This is a genomic window from Vogesella alkaliphila (genome assembly GCF_014652475.1).
GTDB classification, from domain to species: domain Bacteria; phylum Pseudomonadota; class Gammaproteobacteria; order Burkholderiales; family Chromobacteriaceae; genus Vogesella; species Vogesella alkaliphila.
The window spans coordinates 26,585-48,835 of the sequence record NZ_BMYW01000004.1; the positions used below are offsets into that span (position 1 = coordinate 26,585).

The 22,251-nt window shown below is 60.7% G+C and carries 14 protein-coding genes and 1 tRNA gene; 6 read left to right on the top strand and 9 right to left on the bottom strand.

Features of this window, described 5'->3' with window-relative positions:
- Nucleotides 1–16: 16 nt before the first annotated feature.
- The 6 genes from IE100_RS07385 to rluD all read right to left on the bottom strand — a co-directional run bounded on the left by IE100_RS07385 (nucleotide 17) and on the right by rluD (nucleotide 12,158).
- Nucleotides 17–4,267 (bottom strand): tetratricopeptide repeat protein, encoded by a 4,251-nt coding sequence (locus IE100_RS07385; protein ID WP_189373467.1) that lies wholly within the window; start codon nucleotides 4,265–4,267, stop codon nucleotides 17–19.
- Between the two features lie 767 nt (nucleotides 4,268–5,034).
- Nucleotides 5,035–6,105, bottom strand: a complete 1,071-nt coding sequence (locus tag IE100_RS07390; RefSeq protein ID WP_189373468.1) for a ribonucleotide-diphosphate reductase subunit beta — start codon at nucleotides 6,103–6,105, stop codon at nucleotides 5,035–5,037.
- A gap of 100 nt (nucleotides 6,106–6,205) precedes the next feature.
- Nucleotides 6,206–6,787, bottom strand: coding sequence for a hypothetical protein (locus tag IE100_RS07395; RefSeq protein WP_189373469.1), 582 nt, complete (start codon nucleotides 6,785–6,787; stop codon nucleotides 6,206–6,208).
- A gap of 169 nt (nucleotides 6,788–6,956) precedes the next feature.
- Nucleotides 6,957–9,809, bottom strand: coding sequence for a ribonucleoside-diphosphate reductase subunit alpha (locus tag IE100_RS07400; protein ID WP_189373470.1), 2,853 nt, complete (start codon nucleotides 9,807–9,809; stop codon nucleotides 6,957–6,959).
- 476 nt (nucleotides 9,810–10,285) lie between these two features.
- Nucleotides 10,286–11,065 carry a peptidoglycan editing factor PgeF gene (gene pgeF, locus IE100_RS07405; RefSeq protein ID WP_189373471.1) on the bottom strand — a complete coding sequence of 260 codons (780 nt, stop codon included), beginning with the start codon at nucleotides 11,063–11,065 and terminating at the stop codon, nucleotides 10,286–10,288.
- Complete coding sequence (rluD, locus tag IE100_RS07410) at nucleotides 11,040–12,158, bottom strand: 23S rRNA pseudouridine(1911/1915/1917) synthase RluD (RefSeq protein WP_189373472.1); 1,119 nt, start codon at nucleotides 12,156–12,158, stop codon at nucleotides 11,040–11,042. The genes pgeF and rluD overlap by 26 nt, the downstream gene beginning before the upstream one ends.
- 145 nt (nucleotides 12,159–12,303) lie before the next feature.
- On the opposite strand from rluD, the gene IE100_RS07415 reads away from it, so the two are divergent.
- Nucleotides 12,304–13,095 (top strand): outer membrane protein assembly factor BamD, encoded by a 792-nt coding sequence (locus IE100_RS07415; RefSeq protein WP_189373473.1) that lies wholly within the window; start codon nucleotides 12,304–12,306, stop codon nucleotides 13,093–13,095.
- A gap of 71 nt (nucleotides 13,096–13,166) precedes the next feature.
- Here IE100_RS07415 and IE100_RS07420 read toward each other — a convergent pair whose 3' ends face one another.
- Nucleotides 13,167–13,505: a P-II family nitrogen regulator gene (locus IE100_RS07420; RefSeq protein WP_189373474.1), complete on the bottom strand. Its 339-nt coding sequence runs from the start codon at nucleotides 13,503–13,505 to the stop codon at nucleotides 13,167–13,169.
- A 149-nt stretch (nucleotides 13,506–13,654) separates the two neighbouring features.
- Between IE100_RS07420 and purL the strand changes: the two genes are divergently transcribed.
- Nucleotides 13,655–17,536, top strand: a complete 3,882-nt coding sequence (gene purL / locus IE100_RS07425; RefSeq protein ID WP_189373475.1) for a phosphoribosylformylglycinamidine synthase — start codon at nucleotides 13,655–13,657, stop codon at nucleotides 17,534–17,536.
- A 136-nt stretch (nucleotides 17,537–17,672) separates the two neighbouring features.
- Here the strand turns inward: purL and IE100_RS07430 are convergent, their stop codons facing one another.
- Nucleotides 17,673–18,362, bottom strand: a complete 690-nt coding sequence (locus IE100_RS07430) for a Bax inhibitor-1/YccA family protein (protein ID WP_189373476.1) — start codon at nucleotides 18,360–18,362, stop codon at nucleotides 17,673–17,675.
- A gap of 158 nt (nucleotides 18,363–18,520) precedes the next feature.
- Between IE100_RS07430 and IE100_RS07435 the strand changes: the two genes are divergently transcribed.
- A tRNA-Leu gene (locus IE100_RS07435) sits at nucleotides 18,521–18,605 on the top strand.
- Here the strand turns inward: IE100_RS07435 and IE100_RS16510 are convergent.
- The gene (locus IE100_RS16510) at nucleotides 18,606–18,740 is read right to left on the bottom strand and encodes a hypothetical protein (RefSeq protein WP_268245215.1); all 135 of its coding nucleotides are present in this window, start codon (nucleotides 18,738–18,740) and stop codon (nucleotides 18,606–18,608) included.
- A gap of 202 nt (nucleotides 18,741–18,942) precedes the next feature.
- Here IE100_RS16510 and tig point away from each other — a divergent pair, with 202 nt between their 5' ends.
- From tig to clpX, 3 genes are read left to right on the top strand one after another with little or no spacing between them, the layout of a single operon-like run.
- Nucleotides 18,943–20,253, top strand: a complete 1,311-nt coding sequence (tig, locus tag IE100_RS07440) for a trigger factor (protein WP_189373477.1) — start codon at nucleotides 18,943–18,945, stop codon at nucleotides 20,251–20,253.
- 23 nt (nucleotides 20,254–20,276) lie between these two features.
- Nucleotides 20,277–20,909: an ATP-dependent Clp endopeptidase proteolytic subunit ClpP gene (clpP, locus tag IE100_RS07445; protein ID WP_189373478.1), complete on the top strand. Its 633-nt coding sequence runs from the start codon at nucleotides 20,277–20,279 to the stop codon at nucleotides 20,907–20,909.
- 16 nt (nucleotides 20,910–20,925) lie between these two features.
- Nucleotides 20,926–22,203: an ATP-dependent Clp protease ATP-binding subunit ClpX gene (clpX, locus tag IE100_RS07450; protein ID WP_189373479.1), complete on the top strand. Its 1,278-nt coding sequence runs from the start codon at nucleotides 20,926–20,928 to the stop codon at nucleotides 22,201–22,203.
- Nucleotides 22,204–22,251: the final 48 nt, after the last annotated feature.

Consider the following 22,251-nt stretch of genomic DNA (forward strand, 5'->3'; position numbering starts at 1 on the left):
GGACTGTGTCGCCTCTCTATTCATCGACAGCCTCCAGATCCCTGGCCAAAGACTCAACGTTCTGTGAGACAAATGCCTTTGCATGTTCGATCAGAAATGCATAGGTCTCGGGGTCTTCTTCCTCAATCGGGCTAAGGATGCGCGACTGAAACCAGCGCCAATATGCCTGTTTTACCGGCTCGGGCTGGGCCACGGGCAGCATCATCAGGTGTGCAACCCAGTTTTGGTACCTCTCCATCAATTGCCATGTATTCTCGTCCAGACGATTCGCCCAGCCCCTGACATCACCCAGCGCCAGAAGCCAGTCTGATCTCGCAACAGCTGCGGACTCGTCTAGGTTCGGCTTCCACTGATCCTTCAGCGCTAGAAGGCAAGCGCCGATCATGCCATCCAGCCAGGCGAGCTCTTTAGGCAGCTGGAGAAGCTCACTCATCCGGACGCGTAGGATGCTTTCACGTATCGCTCGTAGTTCCCCAGTTTCAATGAGGACGCCATTGGTGAAGGGCGCCACGGAAACAAGTCCCGACAGCTCTGTATAGTCGAGCGGCATCAAGGCAAAGTGAGCCCGACGCAACGTGGTCCGTGCCTCCTGTTTGCGCTGTACGGAGAGCACGCCGCGACGCTGCAGGACATCCAAGATATCCGGCATCGTCAGCAGTGGCTTGGTTACGGTTTCTGACGTAAAAGATGTATGCTGGTTGATAAATCGGTCATCACTAACACATACATCAGCCTCATTTATCAGCTTCAGCATAGCGAAGGTTGGATGTGCCATGATGTTCTGAGATCCGTTCTCATCGTTGACCCGGATCGCTCTGCCAAGTCGAACCTTGCCGCGCTCTAGGCCCGCCCGCACATGCGTGCGCATTCGTTCAACGATTGAAACTACGTCGGTACCCTTTGCGTCGTATGCGATGAGCGCATCTGCCTCCTCAATCTCACTTCGCGAGACTACTGCTGTGATATTGGCGCGGTGTAGTTTGGGCAGAAGACCGAGAAATTCGAGATGCGAGACAGCGAGATCGTCCAGATAAAGAACAGCCCCGTCGGCGATCTCGGGCTTAAATGGCCAAGGTACTTCGCGTATCTTGAGCGCCGCATGTGCCTCTTCGGCTTCCTGCGTCGTAAGCACACCCTTCTGCGTAAGCTTATCGACTACATCGAAACAACTGCAGAGATAGGGTTCATACCCGGTAAGATTTGCTTCCCCCTTCATGAAAGTACTGGCTCTGTGGATGGGGCCACCACGGACAACCAACCGCTGTCTTGCAGCATGGTCCTTAGATGAGGCTTCGGCAATCAGTGCAGCCAATTCTTCACCGACCTCTTTGACAAGGCTTTCGGGTGGGTTCGAGCTGCCGTCGAAGGCATGCAGATGCCGCTCGGCAATCATTCGCCGAAGCTCGCGGGCAGCGATTATCCGACTTGGCTGATGATACAAGATTCGTGCCTTCTCTTTGAGAAGCCAGCCAAAGGTGTTGTGAGGGATGATGACTTTCTCAAATGTCGAGATGCAAAGGTCGAGAATCCCTAAGAACTCTGCGGTCATTAGGGCTGTCGGATCCATGGCGATGATCTGCGGGTCAACTGTGTTTGTTCCGCGTGAACCGCTGAAGCTATAAACCTGCGGCCGTCTACGAACGTCCGGTTCACTCATATTACTGAGTGCAGGAAACAGAAAGAGGCTTAGAAGGGAGCGATTGAGAAGTCGGCCTGCTGTAAAGATGGGGATTTCAGCCTTGGCGAGTAGGCTCCAGGTATCCGTCTCGTGCTTATCCCAGCCCGGTTTGCGGTCGATCAATTCCTCGATCGATATTTGTTGAATAGGGCCGTCGCTAGCTTGTGCTGAGAGCTCAACGGATCGCTCAAGCCATTGATGAACCTCAAGACTGCTCTCCCAACCGGCAGCCGACGCTGCATGGTAGCAGCTGATAAGAATGCCCGGATCATCGGCCGCCAGATGCGCTGCCTCTCGCACGAGATCCTTCCCTCGCGCGACACCGATGAGCTGCGCGATCTGACCGGCCTGGATCAGCTCAAAAGCTGTCCGCTCTGCACGGGCGTTCCACTCACTTTCGACGAAACCCTGCAGTGACTCCCAGTCACCAGAAGCCGTGGCAAGATTAATTTGCAGTTGGCGCGCATCGGTCGAATCATTTGTTTGACGCAGTGCGTTCAGTGTCGTACGTGCTTCATCAAGACAACCTCGCTCAAACAGCGTCTGTGAGTGGAGGAGGCGAAGTTTGTCGTACCGATCTGTGAGGACGGGGTATGCGGCAAACACTGCGAGTACGTCATCGAGACGCCCTTGGTTGTACAGCGCAATCACGTAGCGGCGGGCGTCAGCGATATCGCCAGTTTGGTCTAATAGGGACTTCCCATACTCAGCCGTCTTGTCCCAGTTTTTTGCCTCGTCGTATGCGGTCACAAGGAGGCGCAGGTCTGTGATGGATTTACTATGCTCGTAAGTCGCAAGCCGCTCAGCTATAGGGTCGCCCCCCGCGAGCTCAGCTAGCAGTCGGCGAAGCCGACCCGTTTCGGCGTCAGTAAGGCCTCGATCTATGGCTTCCTGCAGACGTGCCTGGGCCTGTACAGTTTGACCAGAGGAGGCCAGCATCTCGATTTCGAAGCAGTAGATTGCCTGCCAATTAAGGTGTTCTAGGAGCTGCCTACGGTACTGATCAATATAGGCCGCAGCTGCTGCATGACTCTTCTGTGTAAAGGCGAGGGAAAAGCGTGCGATTGCTGCATTGTAGGAGGCCCCTCCACTCAGTGCGGTCTGGCGGTCGACCTCCTTCTCCACTTGCAACAGATCAAGCTCGATACCAAATTGAAGCGCTAGGTTCAGGCGCCGAAGGAGGGTCTCTGGGTCCTTGATGCTCGCGGCTAATTCCTGCTGCGCTTCAGCCATCGTCTCCGGGTCCACGAGCCGCAGCCAGAGGCCTCGGTCATCCGAGTACCCAGCAACTGAGGGCATCCCGAGCGTGTCGGCAACTGATCGCATCCGCTTGTAGAGCTTTGCCGCCGTGCGTCTATAAGTAAGGTCCTCTGGCTTGCTACGCAGAGGATAGTTCGCAGCATCGAAAGGTAGATATTGCATCAGTGACACGCGCAGCTCGTCTGGAGCCGCCTGCGCTAGATGTGCGTCCGCGGCTGCAATGATTAATGCAGGCGAGCACTCATAATCGGCTTCTGTTAGGGCGGTTGCTGCTTCAAGCGCACAGCTCCATTCGCCGTTTTCCAGCGCCCCTTGGAGATAGAAGAGCTTGGCGTCGCTATCAAGATCAGTGATTGACAGCCCGGTTTGTTGGAGCCAATTTCCAGCTTCTTCAAAGCCCTGGACTTTAAGAACGCTAATATAGGCTGCGCCGCGGCTTATCGGCGTATTGACCGTAGCCAGTTCGCCCAAAGCCTTCTGGAGCTCCCCACGCCCAACCAATATGAGGCTGTGCGCTACAGCACACAGTTCATCGCCTGGGTTAGTTACGGAGTCGAGAATTGATTGGGCTTCATCAGGCTCTGACGTTGATAGACATCTTGCGCACCACGCGCAGGCCTCATCTTTCGCTCTCCTGCTTGCTAACGCAAGGCTGCCACTCTGCAGGCTTGTTGCTAATTTCCTCGCTTCGTCTACCGTATTAAAAACAGCAAATAACCGGCCTTTGCGCAAGCGTTCCAGTTGGCGTGCCACTTCTGCATCAATCACAGCAGTGTCGACTGCCATTGCCGGCAATCCTTGCTCAATTGACTTTGCTAACTCCGCAAGAGCCTCGCGCTGTGCTTGGCTGCCCTCTGTCAGTTTCTTGAGCTGGGTCGTGTTCCTCTCCATGGCCTCCACAGTCTGCGAAAGTTGCGCAGAGCTATCAAAAGGGCGGCATATAAAGTCCCGCAGGTGGACGTAGACGTCAGTATCGCGAGTGGCAGGTTTGCAGATAGTGGTATGGCTTTCGTCGACAGTTAATGGAAGCTCTGGCAAACCAGCATCGGCGCTATTCGACCATACGATGGTCCCCGCTAGTTCAGGGAGGTTAAGACCCCAAACACGTTCTGGTCGGCCTTCCGCAAGGAGCAGGTGTTCGATGCCGTTATCACGACTGAACTGGCGGTACCAGAAATTGAGATCTTTGAGCTGAGGGCTTCCGAGGAGTAAATCTCGTGTTGCTGCAGAGGGGCGCACCAAAAACCATAGTGCCTTTCCGACATTGGCAAGCAGTGCACCTCGATGCGGCGTGCCAAGAAAGGCAACCCGCTTGATACGGGCAAGCAAATCCTCAGCCTTTCTATTGCTGGCAGAGTCACGGTCCGCGTTTCGCAGAAGCTGTTCGACTACGAGGCCGCCCAGACTGTGCACAACGAAGATGATGTTCCCTTTCTCGAGTCGTGGCTCTACAAGGAGGCGGGCAAGTATGTTGTCCGCTCGATCGGAGAGAGGCAGGCCGTGCCCGCGCCAATTGGTCTTGGCCGCAGGGTAGCCTATCAGCCAAAGCCCAATTCTGGAGACATCTTCGGCAAGCCATCTCGGCCAAAGCACTGGCGGGTTGGAGTCCTTGACGGTCCATGTCTCTGTCAAATGTCCCGATAAGCCATGAACAAATACGACATGAGTTTGAACGTCGTCATAGCTCTCGGAAAGGGCGCGGAGCTCGGCCAGATTACTCTCCTTTTAGCTGCTGGAGATGGGGTGCCATGATATCTACAGAGTGGCATCCACAAATAGCTTGAATTGTCTTGTATGGATATTATGTTTGTCACGCTTGAACTAACCTCCGGCAGGTTTGACTTTGACCACCTGCTGTTGGTTGATAGCAACCATACTAGCACAAGAGCATTATCAACTGCTTGGGCCAAGGAGCCGAAGCCCCTATCCGTAGCTGGTGCGTGACCGTTTTATAGGCAGTCACCTTCCTGCACATGACAAAGGCCCTGCAACTGCAGGGCCTTTTCTTCGAGCAAAGCAGGATTTCATGCTTTGGCTATCGGAAATTGCAAACTTTGACTACAAAATTTCAAGCTTTCCGATTTCTGACAATTAAATCAATCCCAGCTCAACGCGCCACCAGTTTGATACTCGGTGACGCGCGTCTCGAAGAAGTTCTTTTCCTTCTTCAGGTCGATCATCTCGCTCATCCACGGGAACGGGTTGTTCACGCCGGGGAACAGCTGCTCCAGGCCGATCTGCTGCATGCGGCGGTTGGCGATGAAGCGCAGGTATTCCTTGAACATGCTGGCGTTCAGGCCCAGCACGCCGCGCGGCATGGTGTCTTCGGCGTAGGCGTATTCCAGCTCGACCGCGTGGCGGAACAGCTCGGTGATCTCGGCCTTGAATTCTTCGGTCCACACTTCCGGCTGTTCCAGCTTGATGGTGTTGATCAGATCGATGCCGAAATTGCAGTGCATGGACTCGTCGCGCAGGATGTACTGGTACTGCTCGGCGGCGCCGGTCATCTTGTTCTGGCGGCCCAGCGCCAGGATCTGCACGAAGCCGACGTAGAAGAACAGGCCTTCCATGATGCAGGCGAACACGATCAGCGATTTGAGCAGGGTCTGGTCGGTTTCCAGGGTGCCGGTCTTGAATTCCGGGTTGCACAGCACGTTGATGAACGGGATCAGGAACTCGTCCTTGTCACGGATGGACTTGATCTCGTTGTAGGCGTTGAACACTTCGCCTTCGTCCAGGCCGAGCGATTCGACGATGTACTGGTAGGCGTGGGTGTGAATGGCTTCGTCGAAGGCCTGGCGTAGCAGGAACTGGCGGCATTCCGGGCTGGTGATCTGGCGGTAGGTGCCGAGCACGATGTTGTTGGCGGCCAGGCTATCGGCGGTGACGAAGAAGCCGAGGTTGCGCTTGACGATGCGCATTTCGTCTTCGGTCAGCTGGCCGGTTTTCCACTGTTCGATGTCACGCTGCATGTTCACTTCTTGCGGCATCCAGTGGTTGGCGCACTGGGCCAGGTATTTTTCCCACGCCCATTTGTGCTTGAACGGCACCAGCTGGTTGACGTCGGTGGTGCCGTTGATCACGCGCTTGTCGGCGGCGCTGATGCGCTTCGGGCTGTTGGTGTTGCTCGGGGTGGCGGTCGGGATCGGATCGTCAAAGCTCAGCATGGAGGCTCCAGTTATTTTTTAAGTTTAAAGTTTTGCTTGCGGCCAACCTTGGGTTGGCCTTTTGTTTTTCAGGAGGCAGCGCGCGGCTGCCTCCGGTGATTCAGTTGCTGCGCCCGGCCTTGCCGCTGAACGGCTGCAGGCGGATGGCGCTCAGGTCGTTGACCTTCCACACGCGGCGCATGTGGCCGAAGTCGCGTTTTTGCTCGTCGCCGAATTCCACGTCCGGCCGGTAGTCCAGATTGAAGCGTAGCTGGCCCAGGTAGACGGTTTCGCCGGCGCGGACTTCAAACGGCTTGTCGAGGCGGAAGCTGGCGTAGCCCTTGTAGTTGAACACCAGCTCGTTGCCCGGATCGTCGTTCCAGCGCGCGTAGCCGGTTTGCAGCTGGTAGCGGCCCGGTGGCAGCGTCAGCAGTTGCAGCTTGCCGTCTACCGGCGTCATGCCTTCTTCGCCAAACACGGTATCGGTGCCGAAGTTGGCGTACACCATGCCGTAGCGCTCGTTATCCAGTCCGCGCCAGCTCAGGTTGGCGGCAGCGTAGCCGGGGTTGTAGGTGCGCACGGTCATGGAAAACACGGCGTAGCCCAGGCCCGCGGGCGGCGTCAGCGATCCGTGCAAGGTGTCGGCCATCGTGGTGCAGCCTGCCAACAGGGCGGCGGCACACAGGGTCGGTAAGTGGCGCATGGTGCTCTCCTTGACGACTTGTTCCTGCTGCTTGGACTGGACGACGGGCGACCGGGTTCGGCTCATCCCTCAGCCGCCTCGCGGGAAGCGGCTGAGGGATGAAGGTTGGCCGCATGCGGCCAACCTTTAGCGGGCTACGGCCTTGCGGCCGTGCCCACGCGGGGACAACTTACTGGCAGCTCTCGCAGTCAGGGTTGTCGATGGAGCAGAACTTGGCGTCGGTGGCCGGGGTGTTGTCCACTTCCGCTGCGGCGGCTACCGGGGCGGAGGCCACGGCGTTCAGCTCGCCGCCACGGCCGGTGGATTTCTCCGCCGAGCTGGCGCCCAGGGTGCGCAGGTAGTAGGTGGTTTTCAGGCCACGAATCCATGCGTACTTGTACAGCTCGTCCAGCTTCTTGCCCGATGCGCCGGCCAGGTACAGGTTCAGCGATTGCGCCTGGTCGATCCACTTCTGGCGACGGGCGGCGGCGTCCACCAGCCATTTCGGGTCCACTTCGAACGCGGTGGCGTAGATGGCTTTCAGCTCGGCCGGTACGCGGTCGATGCGGCCCAGGCTGCCGTCGAAGTATTTCAGGTCGGCGACCATCACTTCGTCCCACAGGCCCAGTTTCTTCAGGTCGCGCACCAGGTATTCGTTGGTGACGGTGAATTCGCCGGACAGGTTGGATTTCACGAACAGGTTCTGGTAGGTCGGCTCGATCGAGGCGGACACGCCGATGATGTTGGCGATGGTCGCGGTCGGGGCGATGGCCAGGCAGTTGCTGTTACGCATGCCGTGTTCGGCGATGCGCTTGCGCAGCACGCTCCAGTCCATGCGCTCGCTGCGGTCCACTTCCAGGTAGCCGCCGCGCTCGGCTGCCAGCAGGTTGATGCTGTCGTGCGGCAGGATGCCGCGATCCCACAGGCTGCCCTTGTACGACGGGTAGCGGCCACGCTCTTCGGCCAGCTCGGTGGAGGCGAGGTAGGCGTAGTAGGCGACGGCTTCCATCGACACATCGGCGAATTCCACGGCCGCGTCGGAGGCGTAGGCGATGCGCATCTGGTGCAGGCAGTCCTGGAAGCCCATGATGCCCATGCCCACCGGACGGTGCTTCAGGTTGGAGTTGCGCGCCTTCTTCACCGGGTAGAAGTTGATGTCGATCACGTTGTCCAGCATGCGCAGCGCTACGCGCACGGTGCGGGCCAGCTTCTCGGTGTCCAGTTCCAGCTTGCCGCCGACGTCCTTCATGTGACGCGACAGGTTGACCGAGCCCAGGTTGCAGACGGCGATTTCGTCGTCGTTGGTGTTCAGGGTGATCTCGGTGCACAGGTTGGAGCTGTGGACCACGCCCATGTGCTGCTGCGGGCTGCGGATGTTGCACGGGTCCTTGAACGTCACCCACGGGTGGCCGGTTTCGAACAGCATGGTCAGCATCTTGCGCCACAGGCTCAGCGCCGGGATCTGTTTGAATACCTTCAGCTCGCCGCGACGGCCTTTTTCTTCGTAGGCGGTGTAGGCCTTTTCGAAGGCCTGGCCGTACAGGTCGTGCAGGTCCGGGCATTCGGACGGCGAGAACAGTGTCCACTCGCCGTTTTCCATCACACGCTTCATGAACAGGTCCGGAATCCAGTTGGCGGTGTTCATGTCGTGGGTGCGGCGGCGGTCGTCGCCGGTGTTCTTGCGCAGTTCGAGGAATTCCTCGATGTCGGCGTGCCAGGTTTCCAGGTAGGCGCACACCGCGCCCTTGCGCTTGCCACCCTGGTTGACGGCGACGGCGGTGTCGTTCACCACTTTCAGGAACGGCACCACGCCTTGCGATTTGCCGTTGGTGCCCTTGATGTGGCTGCCCATGGCGCGCACCGGCGTCCAGTCGTTGCCGAGGCCGCCGGCGAACTTGGACAGCAGCGCGTTTTCCTTGATGCCTTCATAGATGCCGTCGAGGTCATCGGCGATGGTGGTCAGGTAGCAGCTGGACAGCTGGCTGCGGCGGGTGCCGGCGTTGAACAGGGTCGGGGTGGACGACATGAAGTCGAAGCTCGACAGCACGTTGTAGAACTCGATGGCGCGGTCTTCGCGGTTCACTTCGTTCAGCGCCAGGCCCATGGCGACGCGCATGTAGAACGCCTGCGGCATTTCGATGCGGGTGCCGTCGATGTGCAGGAAGTAGCGGTCGTACAGGGTTTGCAGGCCGAGGTAACCGAACTGCAGGTCACGTTCCGGCTTCAGTGCGGCGCCGAGTTTTTTCAGGTCGAATTCGCCCAGCTTTTCGTCCAGCAATTCTGCCGCGATACCTTTCTTGATGAAGGTCGGGAAGTACAGCGGGTAGTGGCTGCCCATCTCTTCCTGGGCGATGGCTTCGCCGAGGATTTCGAGGCGGATGTTGCCCAGCAGCAGGCGGGCGGTCACGTAGTCGTAGGCCGGGTCCTGCTCGATCAGCGCGCGGGCGGCCAGGATGGCGGACTTGTTGACTTCTTCTTCCGGCACGCCGTCGTAGATGTTCTTCAGCGTCTCGGACAGGATGGCGTCCACGTCGGTGGCGGCCAGGCCCTGGCAGGCGGATTCGATGCTGGCGCGCAGGCGGGCCACGTCCAGCGGCTGCTTGCGGCCGTCCTTGCGGATCACGTTGATCTGGATCTGGTGCAGCGCTTCGCCACGGGCGGCGCGCTCCTGGGTGCGCTGCTCGCGGTACAGCACGTAGGCGCGGGCGACGTCGTGTTCGCCGGAGCGCATCAGCGACAGTTCAACCTGGTCCTGGATGTCTTCGATGTGGATGGCGCCGCCTTCCGGCTTGCGACGCATCAGCGCGCTGACCACGCCTTCAGTCAGCTGCGCGACCTTGTCGCGGATGCTGGCGGAGTTGGCGCCCTGGGCACCCATTACCGCGAGGAAGGTCTTGGTCATGGCGATGGAGATCTTGACCGGCTCGAACGCGACCACGGCGCCGTTGCGGCGGATGGTCTTGTACTGGCTGTAGTCGTCCTGGGGAGCGGCGGCGCGGCCCAGTTCGGCAGCCATTTTCCCGTCAAAAGTAGTGGTTTGCATTGTCATGTTTCCCTCGTGGTGGGGTGGGGTTGTTCGGATGACCCTGCGGCCTGCCTTGCAACAGCGGACGGCCCCGGGTTGGCCGGGTGGGTGGCCCGCGTTGCTCGGGTTCGTGACGGCTGTGGACAACTCTGTTGAAAAGCTGTGTGCCAGCTGTGCACAAACACAAGATGTACTGTCGTGACGCGAGAATGGCGCAAATTCTAGTGGTTAAGGCGATGCCGAACAAGTCTTGACAGGCGGCGGAAACGCGCAAACCCGCGCCGTTGCTGGCTTTGCGGCGGCAGAAATATTTTCGGGAATTTTTGTCGCTTGTGGCGCCGCTGGCGGATGTCTTGCAAAGACAAGGGTTTGCCGCCGCCGCGCCGGTTGTCATCTCATCGCAACATCATAACGATGTGGCATGGATGCGACGTTTTGCCCAAGAAAAAGGGCAGCCGCAGCTGCCCGTTGACCACAACATCTGGTGTGTTTGCTTACGGCTTGATCCAGATGAGGCTGGCCATGCGCCCGGTCACGCCATCGCGGCGGTAGGAGAAGTAGCGTTCGCGGTCGATCACCGTGCACTCGTCGCCGCCGTAGACTTCGCTGATGCCGATGGCCGCCAGCCGCTGCCGTGCCAGCAGGTAGATGTCGGCCAGGTACTTATCGTCGCCGATCGAGTCGAAGGCCTGCACCGCGTGCACGTCGTGCGCGAGGAAGGCGTCGCGCACCTCGCTGCCGACCTCGAACGCGTCCGGGCCGATGGCGGGACCGAGCCAGGCGACAAGGCTGGCCGCAGGTTCGTTCATTGCGCTGACGGTGGCTTCGATCACGCCGTTCAGCAGGCCGCGCCAGCCGGCGTGGGCGGCGCCGACCACGCTGCCGGCTCGGTCGGCCAGTAGCACCGGCAGACAGTCGGCGGTCATGATGCAGCACACCGCGCCGGGGGTGCGGCTGAAGCTGGCGTCGGCCTGCGGTGGCTGGCCGGGTGCGACGCTGGCGGCGTCGACCACGGCGATGCCGTGCACCTGCTGCAGCCAGGCCGGTTCCGCCGGCAGCCGTTCGCGCACGCGGGCGCGGTTGGCGGCAACGTTGGCCGCGTCGTCGCCGACGTGGTCGCCCAGGTTGAGGCTGGCGTAGGGTGGCGGGCTGACGCCGCCGTCACGCGTCGTGATCAGCGTGCCGACCTTGCCGGCCAGCGGCCAGTCGGCCTCGCGCCACGACAGGTCGACCGGCTCGGCGGGGGTGTCAGCGGATGTAATGGGTTTCCACATCGTAGTCGTCCTCGTCCCAGTCATCGTCGTCGTCTTCCATGGCCGCACCGAACGGCGTCTGCGCCTTGGCCTTGTTCAGCTTGATCTCGCGCTCGTCGCGCAGGATGGCCAGCAGCGCCTTCATGTCGTCCGGCAGCGGCGCGCTCCAGCTGTGGGTGGCACCGGTGACCGGGTGCACCAGCGACAGCTTGTAGGCGTGCAGCGCCTGGCGGCCGAGCTTGCGCACCGCTTCGTCGACGGCTTCGCTGCCGTGGTGGCGGGCGTTGCCGTACAGCGGGTCGCCAGCCAGCGGGTGCTTGGCTTCCTTCATGTGCACGCGGATCTGGTGGGTGCGGCCGGTTTCCAGTTTGCACTCCACGTAGCTGAAGTCGTCGTAGCGTTCCAGCACGCGCAGGTGGGTGATCGCCGGCTTGCCGCCGAAACGCACCACCGCCATGCGCAGGCGGTTGTGCGGGTCGCGACCGATCAGGGTTTCGATCTTGCCGTCGTAGGGCACCACGCCGGTGGCGACTGCGCGGTAGATGCGTTTCACGGTGCGCGCCTGCAGCTGGCGTACCAGGTCGGTCTGCGCCTGCAGCGTCTTGGCGACCACCATCAGGCCGGAGGTGTCCTTGTCGAGGCGGTGCACGATGCCGGCGCGCGGGATGTGCGCGAGTTCCGGGTGGCGGAACAGCAGGCCGTTGAGCAGGGTGCCGCTCCAGTTGCCGACCGCCGGGTGGACCACCATGCCGGCCGGCTTGTTGACCACCAGCAGGTGTTCGTCTTCGAAAATGACCGGGAAGGGTACGTCTTCCGGCACGTAGGACAGCGCTTCCGGCGCGGCGACCACTTCCACGCGCACGATCTCGCCGCCCAGCAGCTTGGTCTTGCCGGGGACGATCTTGCCGTCGACGCTGACCTTGTCGTCCTTGATCCATTGGGTCATGCGGCTGCGCGAGTAGTCCGGCAGCATCTTGGCCAGCGCGGCGTCCAGGCGTTCGCCGGACAGCTCGTAAGGCACGGTAAACTGTTTGGCCTCGCCGCCGGTTTCCGCTTCGCTATCCAGGGTGTCGTCGTCCAGTAGCTCGTCGGGGTTGGTGTCGTGTTCGTTCATGTCTTTGCTGGCGTGAGGTAAATCGGGTGATTTTAAAGGAGTCGGGCGGGATTGTCCCGTTGCTGTTTGCGCGCCGCCCGAAACGGCGGGGGTGCGCAAAATGCTGTTTTGGTTATAATCGACGGCAGTCAAACAAGGACACCTCATGAAAAAAAGTTTTGTAGCCTTGCTGGCCGTCGTGTTGATGGCAGGTTGCGCCACGGTGGATACCAAGGATGAAACCCGTGGCTGGACGGTAGAGCGCATCTACGCCACCGCGCGCGAAGAGCTGGACGGTGGCAACTACCAGCGCTCGCTGAAACTGTATGAAACCTTGCAGGCGCGCTTCCCGTACGGGCGCTACGCGCAGCAGGCACTGATGGACGAGGCCTACACCCATTACAAGGATGCCGAGCCGGAGCTGGCGATTGCTTCGGCCAACCGTTTCATCCGCCTGTATCCGTCGCACCCGAACCTGGACTACATGTACTACCTGAAGGGCCTGGTGTACTTCAATGAGGACAGTTCGTGGATGTCGCGCCTGTCCGGCCAGGACATGAGCGAGCGTGACCCGAAGGCGGCGCGCGAATCGTACCAGGCCTTCCAGGAACTGGTGGCACGCTTCCCGCAGAGCCAGTACAGCGCAGACGCCACCGAGAAGATGGTGCGCCTGATCAACGCGCTGGGTGCCAGCGAAGTGCACGTCGCCCGCTACTACATGAAGCGTGGTGCCTGGCTGGCGGCAATCAACCGTGCGCAGACGGTGGTGAAGGAGTACGCCAACACCGGTCATAACGAAGAGGCGCTGGCCATCATCGTGGTGGCCTACGAGCGGCTGGGCATGAAGGACATGGCGGCCGATGCCCGTCGCGTGCTGCAGCTGAACTTCCCGCAGAGCAACTATCTGCAGGCGCCGTGGCAGGTGCGCGAGCAGTCGTGGTGGAAGTTCTGGGGCTGATGCCCTTGCGGCCAACCCCGGCACAAAAAACGGCACCCGCGGGTGCCGTTTTTCATTGCTGCGTCAGTGGCTTATACTGCGTCTTCGTTGGTCTCGCCGGTGCGGATGCGGACCACCTGTTCCACGGCGGTGACGAAGATCTTGCCGTCGCCGATCTTGCCGGTGCGCGCGGTGCTGACGATGGACTCGATGGCGCGATCGACCAGGTCGTCGGCGATGACGACCTCGATCTTGACCTTGGGCAGGAAGTCGACCACGTATTCCGCGCCGCGATACAGTTCGGTGTGTCCCTTCTGGCGGCCGAAGCCCTTGACCTCGGTCACCGTCAGGCCGTTGATGCCGATTTCGGACAGCGCTTCACGCACTTCGTCCAGCTTGAACGGCTTGATGATCGCTTCGACTTTCTTCATTGAAGTAACTCCTTGAATTTTTGCGGGTAAGCGCGTGCGAACGGCGCCTGCTGTCAGACAAAATACGAATTCTGGCCTTATATAGACAGGGGGTTTCGTGTATTATGACGCGCTTCCCTGATCCTTGTCTTCATTGTTGCGGGTATCCAATGTCGCACGTTCTCAAGCTGCGGGGCGGTGTCGCCCTGTCCCAGTTCCGACTCGATAAACTTCTTGCTGCTGCTCGCGAAGCAGGTCTACCCGATCTGACTATTGCGGCGGAGTACTGGCACTTTACCGAAAGTGAAGCGCCACTGAGCGAGGCGCAAGTCGCCGTGCTGGAAAAATTGCTGACCTACGGCGAACCGCCGCTGGCGCAGCAGCCTACCGGCGATCTTTTCCTGGTTACACCGCGTCTTGGTACGCTGTCGCCGTGGGCCTCCAAGGCGACCGATATCGCCAGCCACTGTGGTCTGGAGCAGGTATTGCGCATCGAGCGCGGCATTGCCTACCACATCACCGCGGCCACCCCGCTGACCGAAGAGGCTCGCCAGCGTCTGGCCGGCCTCCTGCACGACCGCATGACCGAGACCGTACTGCCGTCGCTGGATGATGCCGACCGACTGTTCGTGCACATCGAGCCGCAACCGTTGTCCACCGTCGATATCCTCGGCGGCGGCAAGGCGGCGCTGGATGCGGCCAACCTTGACATGGGTCTGGCGCTGTCGCCGGACGAGGTCGACTACCTGGTCGAAAACTTCATCAAGCTGGAGCGCAACCCGACCGACGTCGAGCTGATGATGTTCGCGCAGGCCAACTCCGAGCACTGCCGTCACAAGATCTTCAACGCGCAATTCATCGTCGACGGCGTGGAGCAGGGCAAGTCGCTGTTCCGCATGATCCGCGACACCCACGACGCGCACCCGCAAGGCACCCGCGTGGCGTACAAGGACAACGCCTCGGTGATCGACGGCGCCACCATCGAGCGCTTCTACCCGCAGCCGGACAGCAATACCTACGCCTACAGCGAAGAGCCGACCCACATCCTGATGAAGGTGGAGACGCACAACCACCCGACCGCGATCTCGCCGTTCCCCGGCGCCTCGACCGGTAACGGCGGCGAAATCCGCGACGAAGGCGCCACCGGCCGCGGCTCGCGCCCGAAGGCCGGCCTGTCCGGTTTCACCGTCTCCAACCTGAACATCCCGGGCTTCCAGCAGCCATGGGAAGACGCCAGCTACGGCAAGCCGGGCCGCATCGCCTCGGCACTCGACATCATGATCGAAGGCCCGATCGGCGGCGCCGCGTTCAACAACGAATTCGGCCGTCCAAACCTCGCCGGCTACTTCCGTACCTTTGAAGAAAACTTCCAGGGCGAGCGTCGCGGCTACCACAAGCCGATCATGATCGCCGGCGGCCTGGGCAATATCCAGGAACAGCAGATCTTCAAGAACGAGATTCCGGAAGGCGCGCTGCTGATCCAGCTGGGCGGCCCGAGCCTGCTGATCGGTCTGGGCGGCGGCGCGGCATCCTCGATGGATACCGGTGCCAACAGCGAAAACCTGGACTTCGATTCGGTACAGCGCGGCAACCCGGAAATCGAACGCCGTTGCCAGGAAGTGATCGACCGCTGCTGGCAGCGCGGTGCGGCCAACCCTATCGTGTCGATTCACGACGTCGGTGCCGGCGGCCTGTCCAATGCCTTCCCCGAGCTGGTGAACGACGCCGGCCGTGGCGCCATCTTCCATCTGCGCAAGGTGCACCTGGAAGAAAAGGGCATGACCCCGATGCAGATCTGGTCCAACGAATCGCAAGAGCGCTACGTGATGGCCGTGATGCCGGCCGACCTGGAGCTGTTCACCGCCATCTGCGAGCGCGAGCGCTGCCCGTTCGCGGTGCTGGGCGTGGCCACCGACGACGGCCACCTGCAGGTGCGCGACGACTACTTCGACAACAACCCGGTCGATATGCCGCTGGAAGTGCTGCTGGGCAAACCGCCGCGCATGACCCGCGACGTGACGACCCGTACCGTGGTGACCGACGCTCTCGACGCCGCGCAATACGATACCAGGGAGTCGGCGTACCGCGTGCTGCGTAACCCGACCGTGGCCGACAAGTCGTTCCTGATCACCATCGGCGACCGTACCGTGGGCGGCATGACCGCGCGCGACCAGATGGTCGGCCCGTGGCAGGTGCCGGTGGCCGACGTCGCCGTGACCGCGATGGGCTTCAACACCACCAAGGGTGAGGCGATGGCGATGGGCGAACGCACACCTGCGGCACTGTTCTCGGCGCCGGCCGCCGGCCGCATGTCGGTGGGCGAATCGCTGCTGAACCTGGCTGCGGCCAACGTGGGCGAGCTGGGCAACGTCAAGCTGTCCGCCAACTGGATGGCCGCTGCCGGTCACCCGGGTGAGGACGCCAACCTGTACGCCACCGTGAAGGCGGTATCCGACATCTGTATCGACATCGACGTCAGCATTCCGGTAGGCAAGGATTCGCTGTCGATGAAGACGGTATGGGAAGACCAGGGCGAGAAGAAGTCGGTGACCGCGCCGCTGTCGCTGATCATCTCCGCGTTTGCCCCGGTGGCCGACGTGCGCAAGACCGTCACCCCACAACTGCAGGCCGCCGACAGCGCGCTGCTGCTGCTGGACCTGGGTGCCGGTCGCAACCGCCTCGGCGGTTCGATCTTCGGTCAGGTGTGGAACGACATGAACGGCCAGACGCCGGACGTGGATCAGGCCGCCAAGCTGGCTGCTGCCTTCCACACCATCCAGTCGCTGGTGCAGGACGAGCTGCTGCTGGCCTATCACGACCGCTCCGACGGCGGCCTGTTCGCCACCCTGGCGGAAATGTGCTTCGCCGGCCACCTCGGCGCGCAGGTCGAGCTGTCGGTACTGAGCGACGACAATGCGGCCAACGTCAACGCCGTGCTGTTCAACGAAGAGCTGGGCGCGGTGATGCAGGTTGCCGTCGACCACATCGATGAAGTGCTGGCGCGCTTTGCCGCCGCTGGTCTCGGCGCCGAAACCAGTGTCATCGGCGTGCCGACCGACGACAACACCCTGACCCTGCTGCACGGTGAGGAAGTGGTGCTGGCCGAATCGCGCGTTGCGCTGCAGCAAGCCTGGTCCGAGACCAGCTACCGCCTGCAACGTCTGCGCGACAACCCTGCCGGCGCCGACAGCGAATACGCACAGATCGCCGACACCGCCTCGCGCGGCCTGTTCGCCGAGCTGACCTTCGACACCAAGGACAATCCGGCGGCGCCGTTCATCGCCACTGGCGCGCGTCCGCGCATCGCCATCCTGCGTGAGCAGGGCGTCAACGGCCAGATCGAGATGGGCGCGGCGTTCACCCGTGCCGGTTTCGAGGCGGTTGACGTGCACATGTCCGACGTGATCGCCGGTCGTGTCCAGCTGGCCGACTTCAAGGGTCTGGCGGCCTGCGGCGGCTTCAGCTACGGCGACGTGCTGGGCGCCGGCGAAGGCTGGGCGAAGAGCATCCTGTTCAACGCGCAGGCTCGCGAACAGTTCGAAGCCTTCTTCGGTCGTGGCGATACCTTCGCGCTGGGCGTGTGCAACGGCTGCCAGATGATGTCCAACCTGTCGGACATCATCCCGGGCGCGCAGTACTGGCCGAAGCTGAACCGCAACGCGTCCGAGCAGTTCGAGGCCCGCTTCGCGATGGTGGAAGTCACCGAGTCGCCGTCCATCTTCCTGCAGGACATGATCGGCTCCAAGCTGCCGGTGGTGGTGTCGCACGGCGAAGGCCGCGCGGTGTTTGCCCCGGGCGCGCAGGAGCAGGTGCTGACCGCGCTGCGTTACGTGGACTTCAACGGCCAGGCTACCGAGACCTACCCGATGAACCCGAACGGCTCGCCAGCCGGCATTACCGGTGTCACCACGCCGGATGGCCGCTTCACCATCATGATGCCGCACCCGGAGCGCGTGTTCCGCACGCTGCAGAACAGCTGGCATCCGGCGGAGTGGGGCGAGAATGGCGCCTGGTTCCGCATGTTCGCCAGCGCCCGCCGCTGGATCGGCTAAGCCGCTTGCTGTCAGGTAGACAGAACACCCCGCCACGGCGGGGTGTTTTTTTTATGGCGCCACCGGATGGCGCAAGGTTGGCCGCAATGAAAAACGCCGGCCATGTGGCCGGCGTTGCTATTGGCGGGGTGCGGGTTTAGTCGCGGTCGCCAGCGAAAGCCATCAGCAGGTGCAGCAGGCTGGTGAACAGGTTGTAGATGCTGATGTAGATGCCCAGTGCCGCCGAGATGTAGCTGGTCTCGCCACCGTCGACGATGGTTTTGACTTGCCACAGGATCATCAGCGAGCTGAACAGCGCGAAGGCGGCGGAAATCACCAGCGACATCAGTGGCAGCTGCAGGAAGATGTTGGCAACCACGGCCACCATCAGCACGATGGCGCCGACCATCAGGAACTTGCCCATGCCGCTCAGGTCACGCTTGGTGGTGGTGGCGATGCCGGCCATCACGGCGAAAACCAGCGTGGTCGCGCCGCCGGCAACCATGATCAGTTGCGAGCCGTTGGCCAGCTTGAACGCGGCCTGCAGCAAGGGGCCTAGCAGCACACCCATCAGCAGCGTGAACAGCAGCATCAGCGGCACGCCCAGTGCGTTGTTGCGGTTGGCTTCGATGGCGAAGGTCAGGCCGTAGAAGACCGCTAGGATGGCGATCATGCTCATGATCGGGCTGCCGGCCATGAAGGCGAAGCTCATGTTGGCACCCACTGCCGCGCCGATGACGGTCGGTATCATCGACAGGCCGAGCAGGGCGTAGGTATTGCGCAGCACCTTGTGCTGGCTGCCACTCAGGGTGGTGCTTTGGTAGGCGGTGTGCAAATTGGGTTGCATGGCGAAGAGACTCCTTGCTGTTGTTGTTTGGCTAATGCAGGTCATGGACAATATACCCGCAGGATAGTTTCTCCATCAAAAAATATTTGGAACGGGATCTTGCCTCGCCTGGGCTTGTCTACTATTATGCGCACTCTGCTGAAGCAAGGCAGTGAGTCGCGAAAGTGGCGGAATTGGTAGACGCACTGGATTTAGGTTCCAGCGCCGCGAGGCGTGAGAGTTCGAGTCTCTCCTTTCGCACCACTACATTGCTTCACGGTAAACACTAAACCGCTCAAACCCAAGCACAGCAAAGGTTTCGGCGGTTTTTTGTTTTGGTGTGCCCGGATTGATGCCTATCTGCTGGCGACCACTGCCCAAGCGCGATGCACTGTTCATTTGGTGGCTGCGTGCTATACTCATCCCTTGCTTTTGTCGCCAGAATGCGGGCGAGCGGGGCGGCGCCCTGACTGATCCGCCTTCGGCAATACCTCTGAATTGGTGCAAAAAGCAGGTTCCGCCGGTTCTTGTAAAATGTTCCGCCATCTTGCTTTTTGTCTCTGGCTTTAATCTCCCACACCTTTAAATCTAAGGATTGGACATGCAAGTACAATTGGAAACGTTGAGCGGCCTTGAGCGTCGCATGAGCATTGCCTTGCCAATGGCGGCAATCGACGCACAAGTTGCCGAGCGCCTGAAGCGCGTGGCACGCACGGCCAAGATTCAGGGTTTCCGTCCAGGCAAAGCCCCGGCCAAGATCGTTGAGATGAACTATGGCGCGCAGGTTCGCGAAGAAGTGCTGGGCGAGCAGGTGCAGCAGGGTTTCTACAAGGCCGCCGTCGAGCAAAAGCTGCGCGTAGCTGGTTACCCGCGTTTTGAATCGGTTGACGCCGCTGGCGACGCCGAAAGCTTCAAGTTTGCCGCTACCTTCGAGGTTTATCCGGAAGTCGTGGTGGGCGATCTGGCCGGCAAGGACATCGAAAAGGCGAACACGCCAGTGACCGACGCCGAGATCGACAAGACCATCGACATCCTGCGCAAGCAGCGCACCCGTTTCAACCACGTTGAGCGTGCCGCCGCCGAAGGCGATCGCGTGATCATCGACTTCAAGGGCAGCATTGACGGCGTGGCCTTCGAAGGCGGCTCCGCTGAAAACTTCCCGTTCATGATCGGTCAGGGCCAGATGCTGGCTGACTTCGAGAATGGCGTGAAAGGCCTGAAGGAAGGCGAAACCGTCAGCGTGACCGTGAACTTCCCTGAGGACTACCATGGCAAGGATGTTGCCGGTAAGACTGCAGTCTTCGACATCACCCTGAAGAGCGTTGCCGAAGCGCAACTGCCGGAAGTGAACGAAGAACTGGCCAAGCAGCTGGGCATCGCCGACGGTGACGTGGAAAAAATGCGCGCCGAAATCCGCAAGAATGTGGAGCGTGAGGTGAAGCGTCGCCTGACCGCCCGCAACAAGGAAGCGGTAATGCAGGCGCTGCTGGATGCGACCACCATCGAGCTGCCGAAGTCGCTGGTCGAGCTGGAAGTTGGCCGCCTGATGGAACAGGCCCGCAAGGACCTGGAACAGCGTGGCATGGCCATGAAAGACATGCCGCTGCCGGCCGACCTGTTCACCCAGCAAGCCGAGCGCCGCGTGGCACTGGGCCTGATCCTGGCGGAAGTGGTGGAAGCCAACAAGCTGGAAGCCAAGCCTGAGCAAGTCAAGGCCATGATCGAAGAGTTCGCCGACAGCTACGAGCAGCCGGCAGACGTGCTGAGCTGGTACTACGCCAGCCCGGATCGTCTGGAAGGCCCGACTTCGATGGTTCTGGAAGACAACGTGGTTGAATTTGTGCTGTCCCGTGCCAATGTTGTCGAGAAGGAACTGTCGTTTGATGCCTTGATGGGCAACAACGGCCAATAATCAACTGTAATCCGGAGAGGTCGATGAAATCGATGATTGAACCGCAAGGTTTGGGGCTGGTGCCCATGGTGGTGGAGCAGAGCGGTCGCGGCGAACGTGCCTATGACATCTTCTCCCGCCTGCTCAAGGAACGCATCATTTTCCTGGTCGGGCCTGTCACCGATGAGTCGGCCAATCTGGTCGTGGCACAGATGCTGTTCCTGGAGTCGGAGAACCCGGACAAGGACATCTATCTGTACATCAACTCCCCGGGCGGGTCGATTACCGCCGGCATGTCGATTTACGACACGATGAACTTCATCAAGCCGGACATCTCGACCCTCTGCATTGGTCAGGCTGCCAGCATGGGCGCTTTCCTGCTGTCCGCCGGCGCTAAGGGCAAGCGTTTCACGCTGCCGCATAGCCGGGTGATGATCCACCAGCCGCTGCTGTACGGCGGCGGCCTGAGTGGCCAGGTGACCGATATCGAGATTCATGCGCGCGAGCTGGTGAAGACCAAGCTGCAGATGAATGAATTGCTGGCCAAGCATACTGGCCAGACGCTGGAACAGATCCAGGCGGATACCGAGCGTGACAACTTCATGTCCGCGGAGCAGGCGCTGGCTTACGGTCTGATCGACAAAGTGCTGACTTCGCGTGCCGAAGTGGCTGCCTAATTCGGGAATGGTGTGAATGGCTGACAAGAACAGCGAAAAACTGCTTTACTGCTCTTTCTGCGGCAAGAGCCAGCACGAAGTGCAGCGTCTGATCGCCGGCCCGCAGGTCTACATTTGCAATGAATGCGTCGATCTGTGTACCGACATCATTCATGAAGAGCTGGAGGCCAAGCTGGGCGATGCGGCTACGCCGGAAGAGGTCGCGGCCAAGCTGCCGACGCCGCAGGAGATCCGAGCCAGCCTGGACCAGCACATCATCGGCCAGGAACAGGCGAAGAAGACCCTGTCGGTTGCGGTGTACAACCACTACAAGCGTTTGTACACGGCGAGCAGCAAGGACGACGTCGAGCTGGCGAAGAGCAACATCCTGCTGATTGGTCCGACCGGTTCCGGCAAAACGCTGCTGGCGCAAACCCTGGCGCGCCTGCTGGACGTGCCGTTCGTGATTGCCGATGCCACGACCCTGACCGAAGCCGGTTATGTGGGCGAGGATGTCGAGCACATCATCCAGAAGTTGCTGCAGAAGTGCGACTACGATCCTGAAAAGGCGCAGCGCGGCATCGTGTACCTAGACGAGATCGACAAGATTTCGCGCAAGTCCGAAAACCCGTCCATCACCCGTGACGTATCGGGCGAGGGCGTGCAGCAGGCCCTGTTGAAACTGATCGAAGGTACGGTGGCCTCGGTGCCGCCACAGGGTGGTCGCAAGCATCCGAACCAGGAGTTCATCCAGGTCGACACCACCAATATCCTGTTCATTTGTGGCGGTGCGTTTGATGGCCTGGAAAAGATCATCCGTCGTCGCTCGGAAAAGGGTGGTATCGGTTTTGGTGCCGAAGTGACCTCCAAGGATGACGGCAAGTCGCTGTCTGCCCTGTTCCAGGATGTCGAGCCGGAAGACCTGATCCGTTTCGGCCTGATTCCGGAGCTGATCGGTCGTCTGCCGGTGGTGGCGACGCTGGAAGAGCTGGACGAAGAGGCGCTGGTCAACATCCTGACCCAGCCGAAGAATGCGCTGATCAAGCAGTACCAGCGTCTGTTCTCGATGGAGAAGGTCGATCTCGAAGTGCGTCCTTCCGCGCTGCGCCTGATTGCCAAGCAGGCACTGATCCGCAAGACCGGCGCCCGCGGCCTGCGTTCGATTCTGGAGCGTGCACTGCTGGACACCATGTACGAGCTGCCGTCGCTGGACGGTGTGACTCGCGTGGTGGTCGACGAAAAGGTGATCGAGAAGGGCGACAAGCCGCTGTTCATCTATCAGGACACGGACGACCAGACGGCACAGTCCGCCTGATCGCTTAGCGCCCCAGAAAACCGCCGGTAACGGCGGTTTTTTATTTTA

Excerpts from the sequence above, each read along its gene's own strand:
- tig (WP_189373477.1), top strand. The coding sequence starts at position 18,943 with ATGCAAGTACAATTGGAAACGTTGAGCGGCCTTGAGCGTCGCATGAGC.
- IE100_RS16510 (WP_268245215.1), bottom strand. The coding sequence starts at position 18,740 with ATGAACAGTGCATCGCGCTTGGGCAGTGGTCGCCAGCAGATAGGCATC.
- IE100_RS07430 (WP_189373476.1), bottom strand. The coding sequence starts at position 18,362 with ATGCAACCCAATTTGCACACCGCCTACCAAAGCACCACCCTGAGTGGC.
- clpP (WP_189373478.1), top strand. The coding sequence starts at position 20,277 with ATGAAATCGATGATTGAACCGCAAGGTTTGGGGCTGGTGCCCATGGTG.
- IE100_RS07400 (WP_189373470.1), bottom strand. The coding sequence starts at position 9,809 with ATGCAAACCACTACTTTTGACGGGAAAATGGCTGCCGAACTGGGCCGC.
- clpX (WP_189373479.1), top strand. The coding sequence starts at position 20,926 with ATGGCTGACAAGAACAGCGAAAAACTGCTTTACTGCTCTTTCTGCGGC.
- pgeF (WP_189373471.1), bottom strand. The coding sequence starts at position 11,065 with ATGTGGAAACCCATTACATCCGCTGACACCCCCGCCGAGCCGGTCGAC.
- IE100_RS07390 (WP_189373468.1), bottom strand. The coding sequence starts at position 6,105 with ATGCTGAGCTTTGACGATCCGATCCCGACCGCCACCCCGAGCAACACC.
- IE100_RS07395 (WP_189373469.1), bottom strand. The coding sequence starts at position 6,787 with ATGCGCCACTTACCGACCCTGTGTGCCGCCGCCCTGTTGGCAGGCTGC.
- IE100_RS07420 (WP_189373474.1), bottom strand. The coding sequence starts at position 13,505 with ATGAAGAAAGTCGAAGCGATCATCAAGCCGTTCAAGCTGGACGAAGTG.
- IE100_RS07415 (WP_189373473.1), top strand. The coding sequence starts at position 12,304 with ATGAAAAAAAGTTTTGTAGCCTTGCTGGCCGTCGTGTTGATGGCAGGT.
- rluD (WP_189373472.1), bottom strand. The coding sequence starts at position 12,158 with ATGAACGAACACGACACCAACCCCGACGAGCTACTGGACGACGACACC.
- purL (WP_189373475.1), top strand. The coding sequence starts at position 13,655 with ATGTCGCACGTTCTCAAGCTGCGGGGCGGTGTCGCCCTGTCCCAGTTC.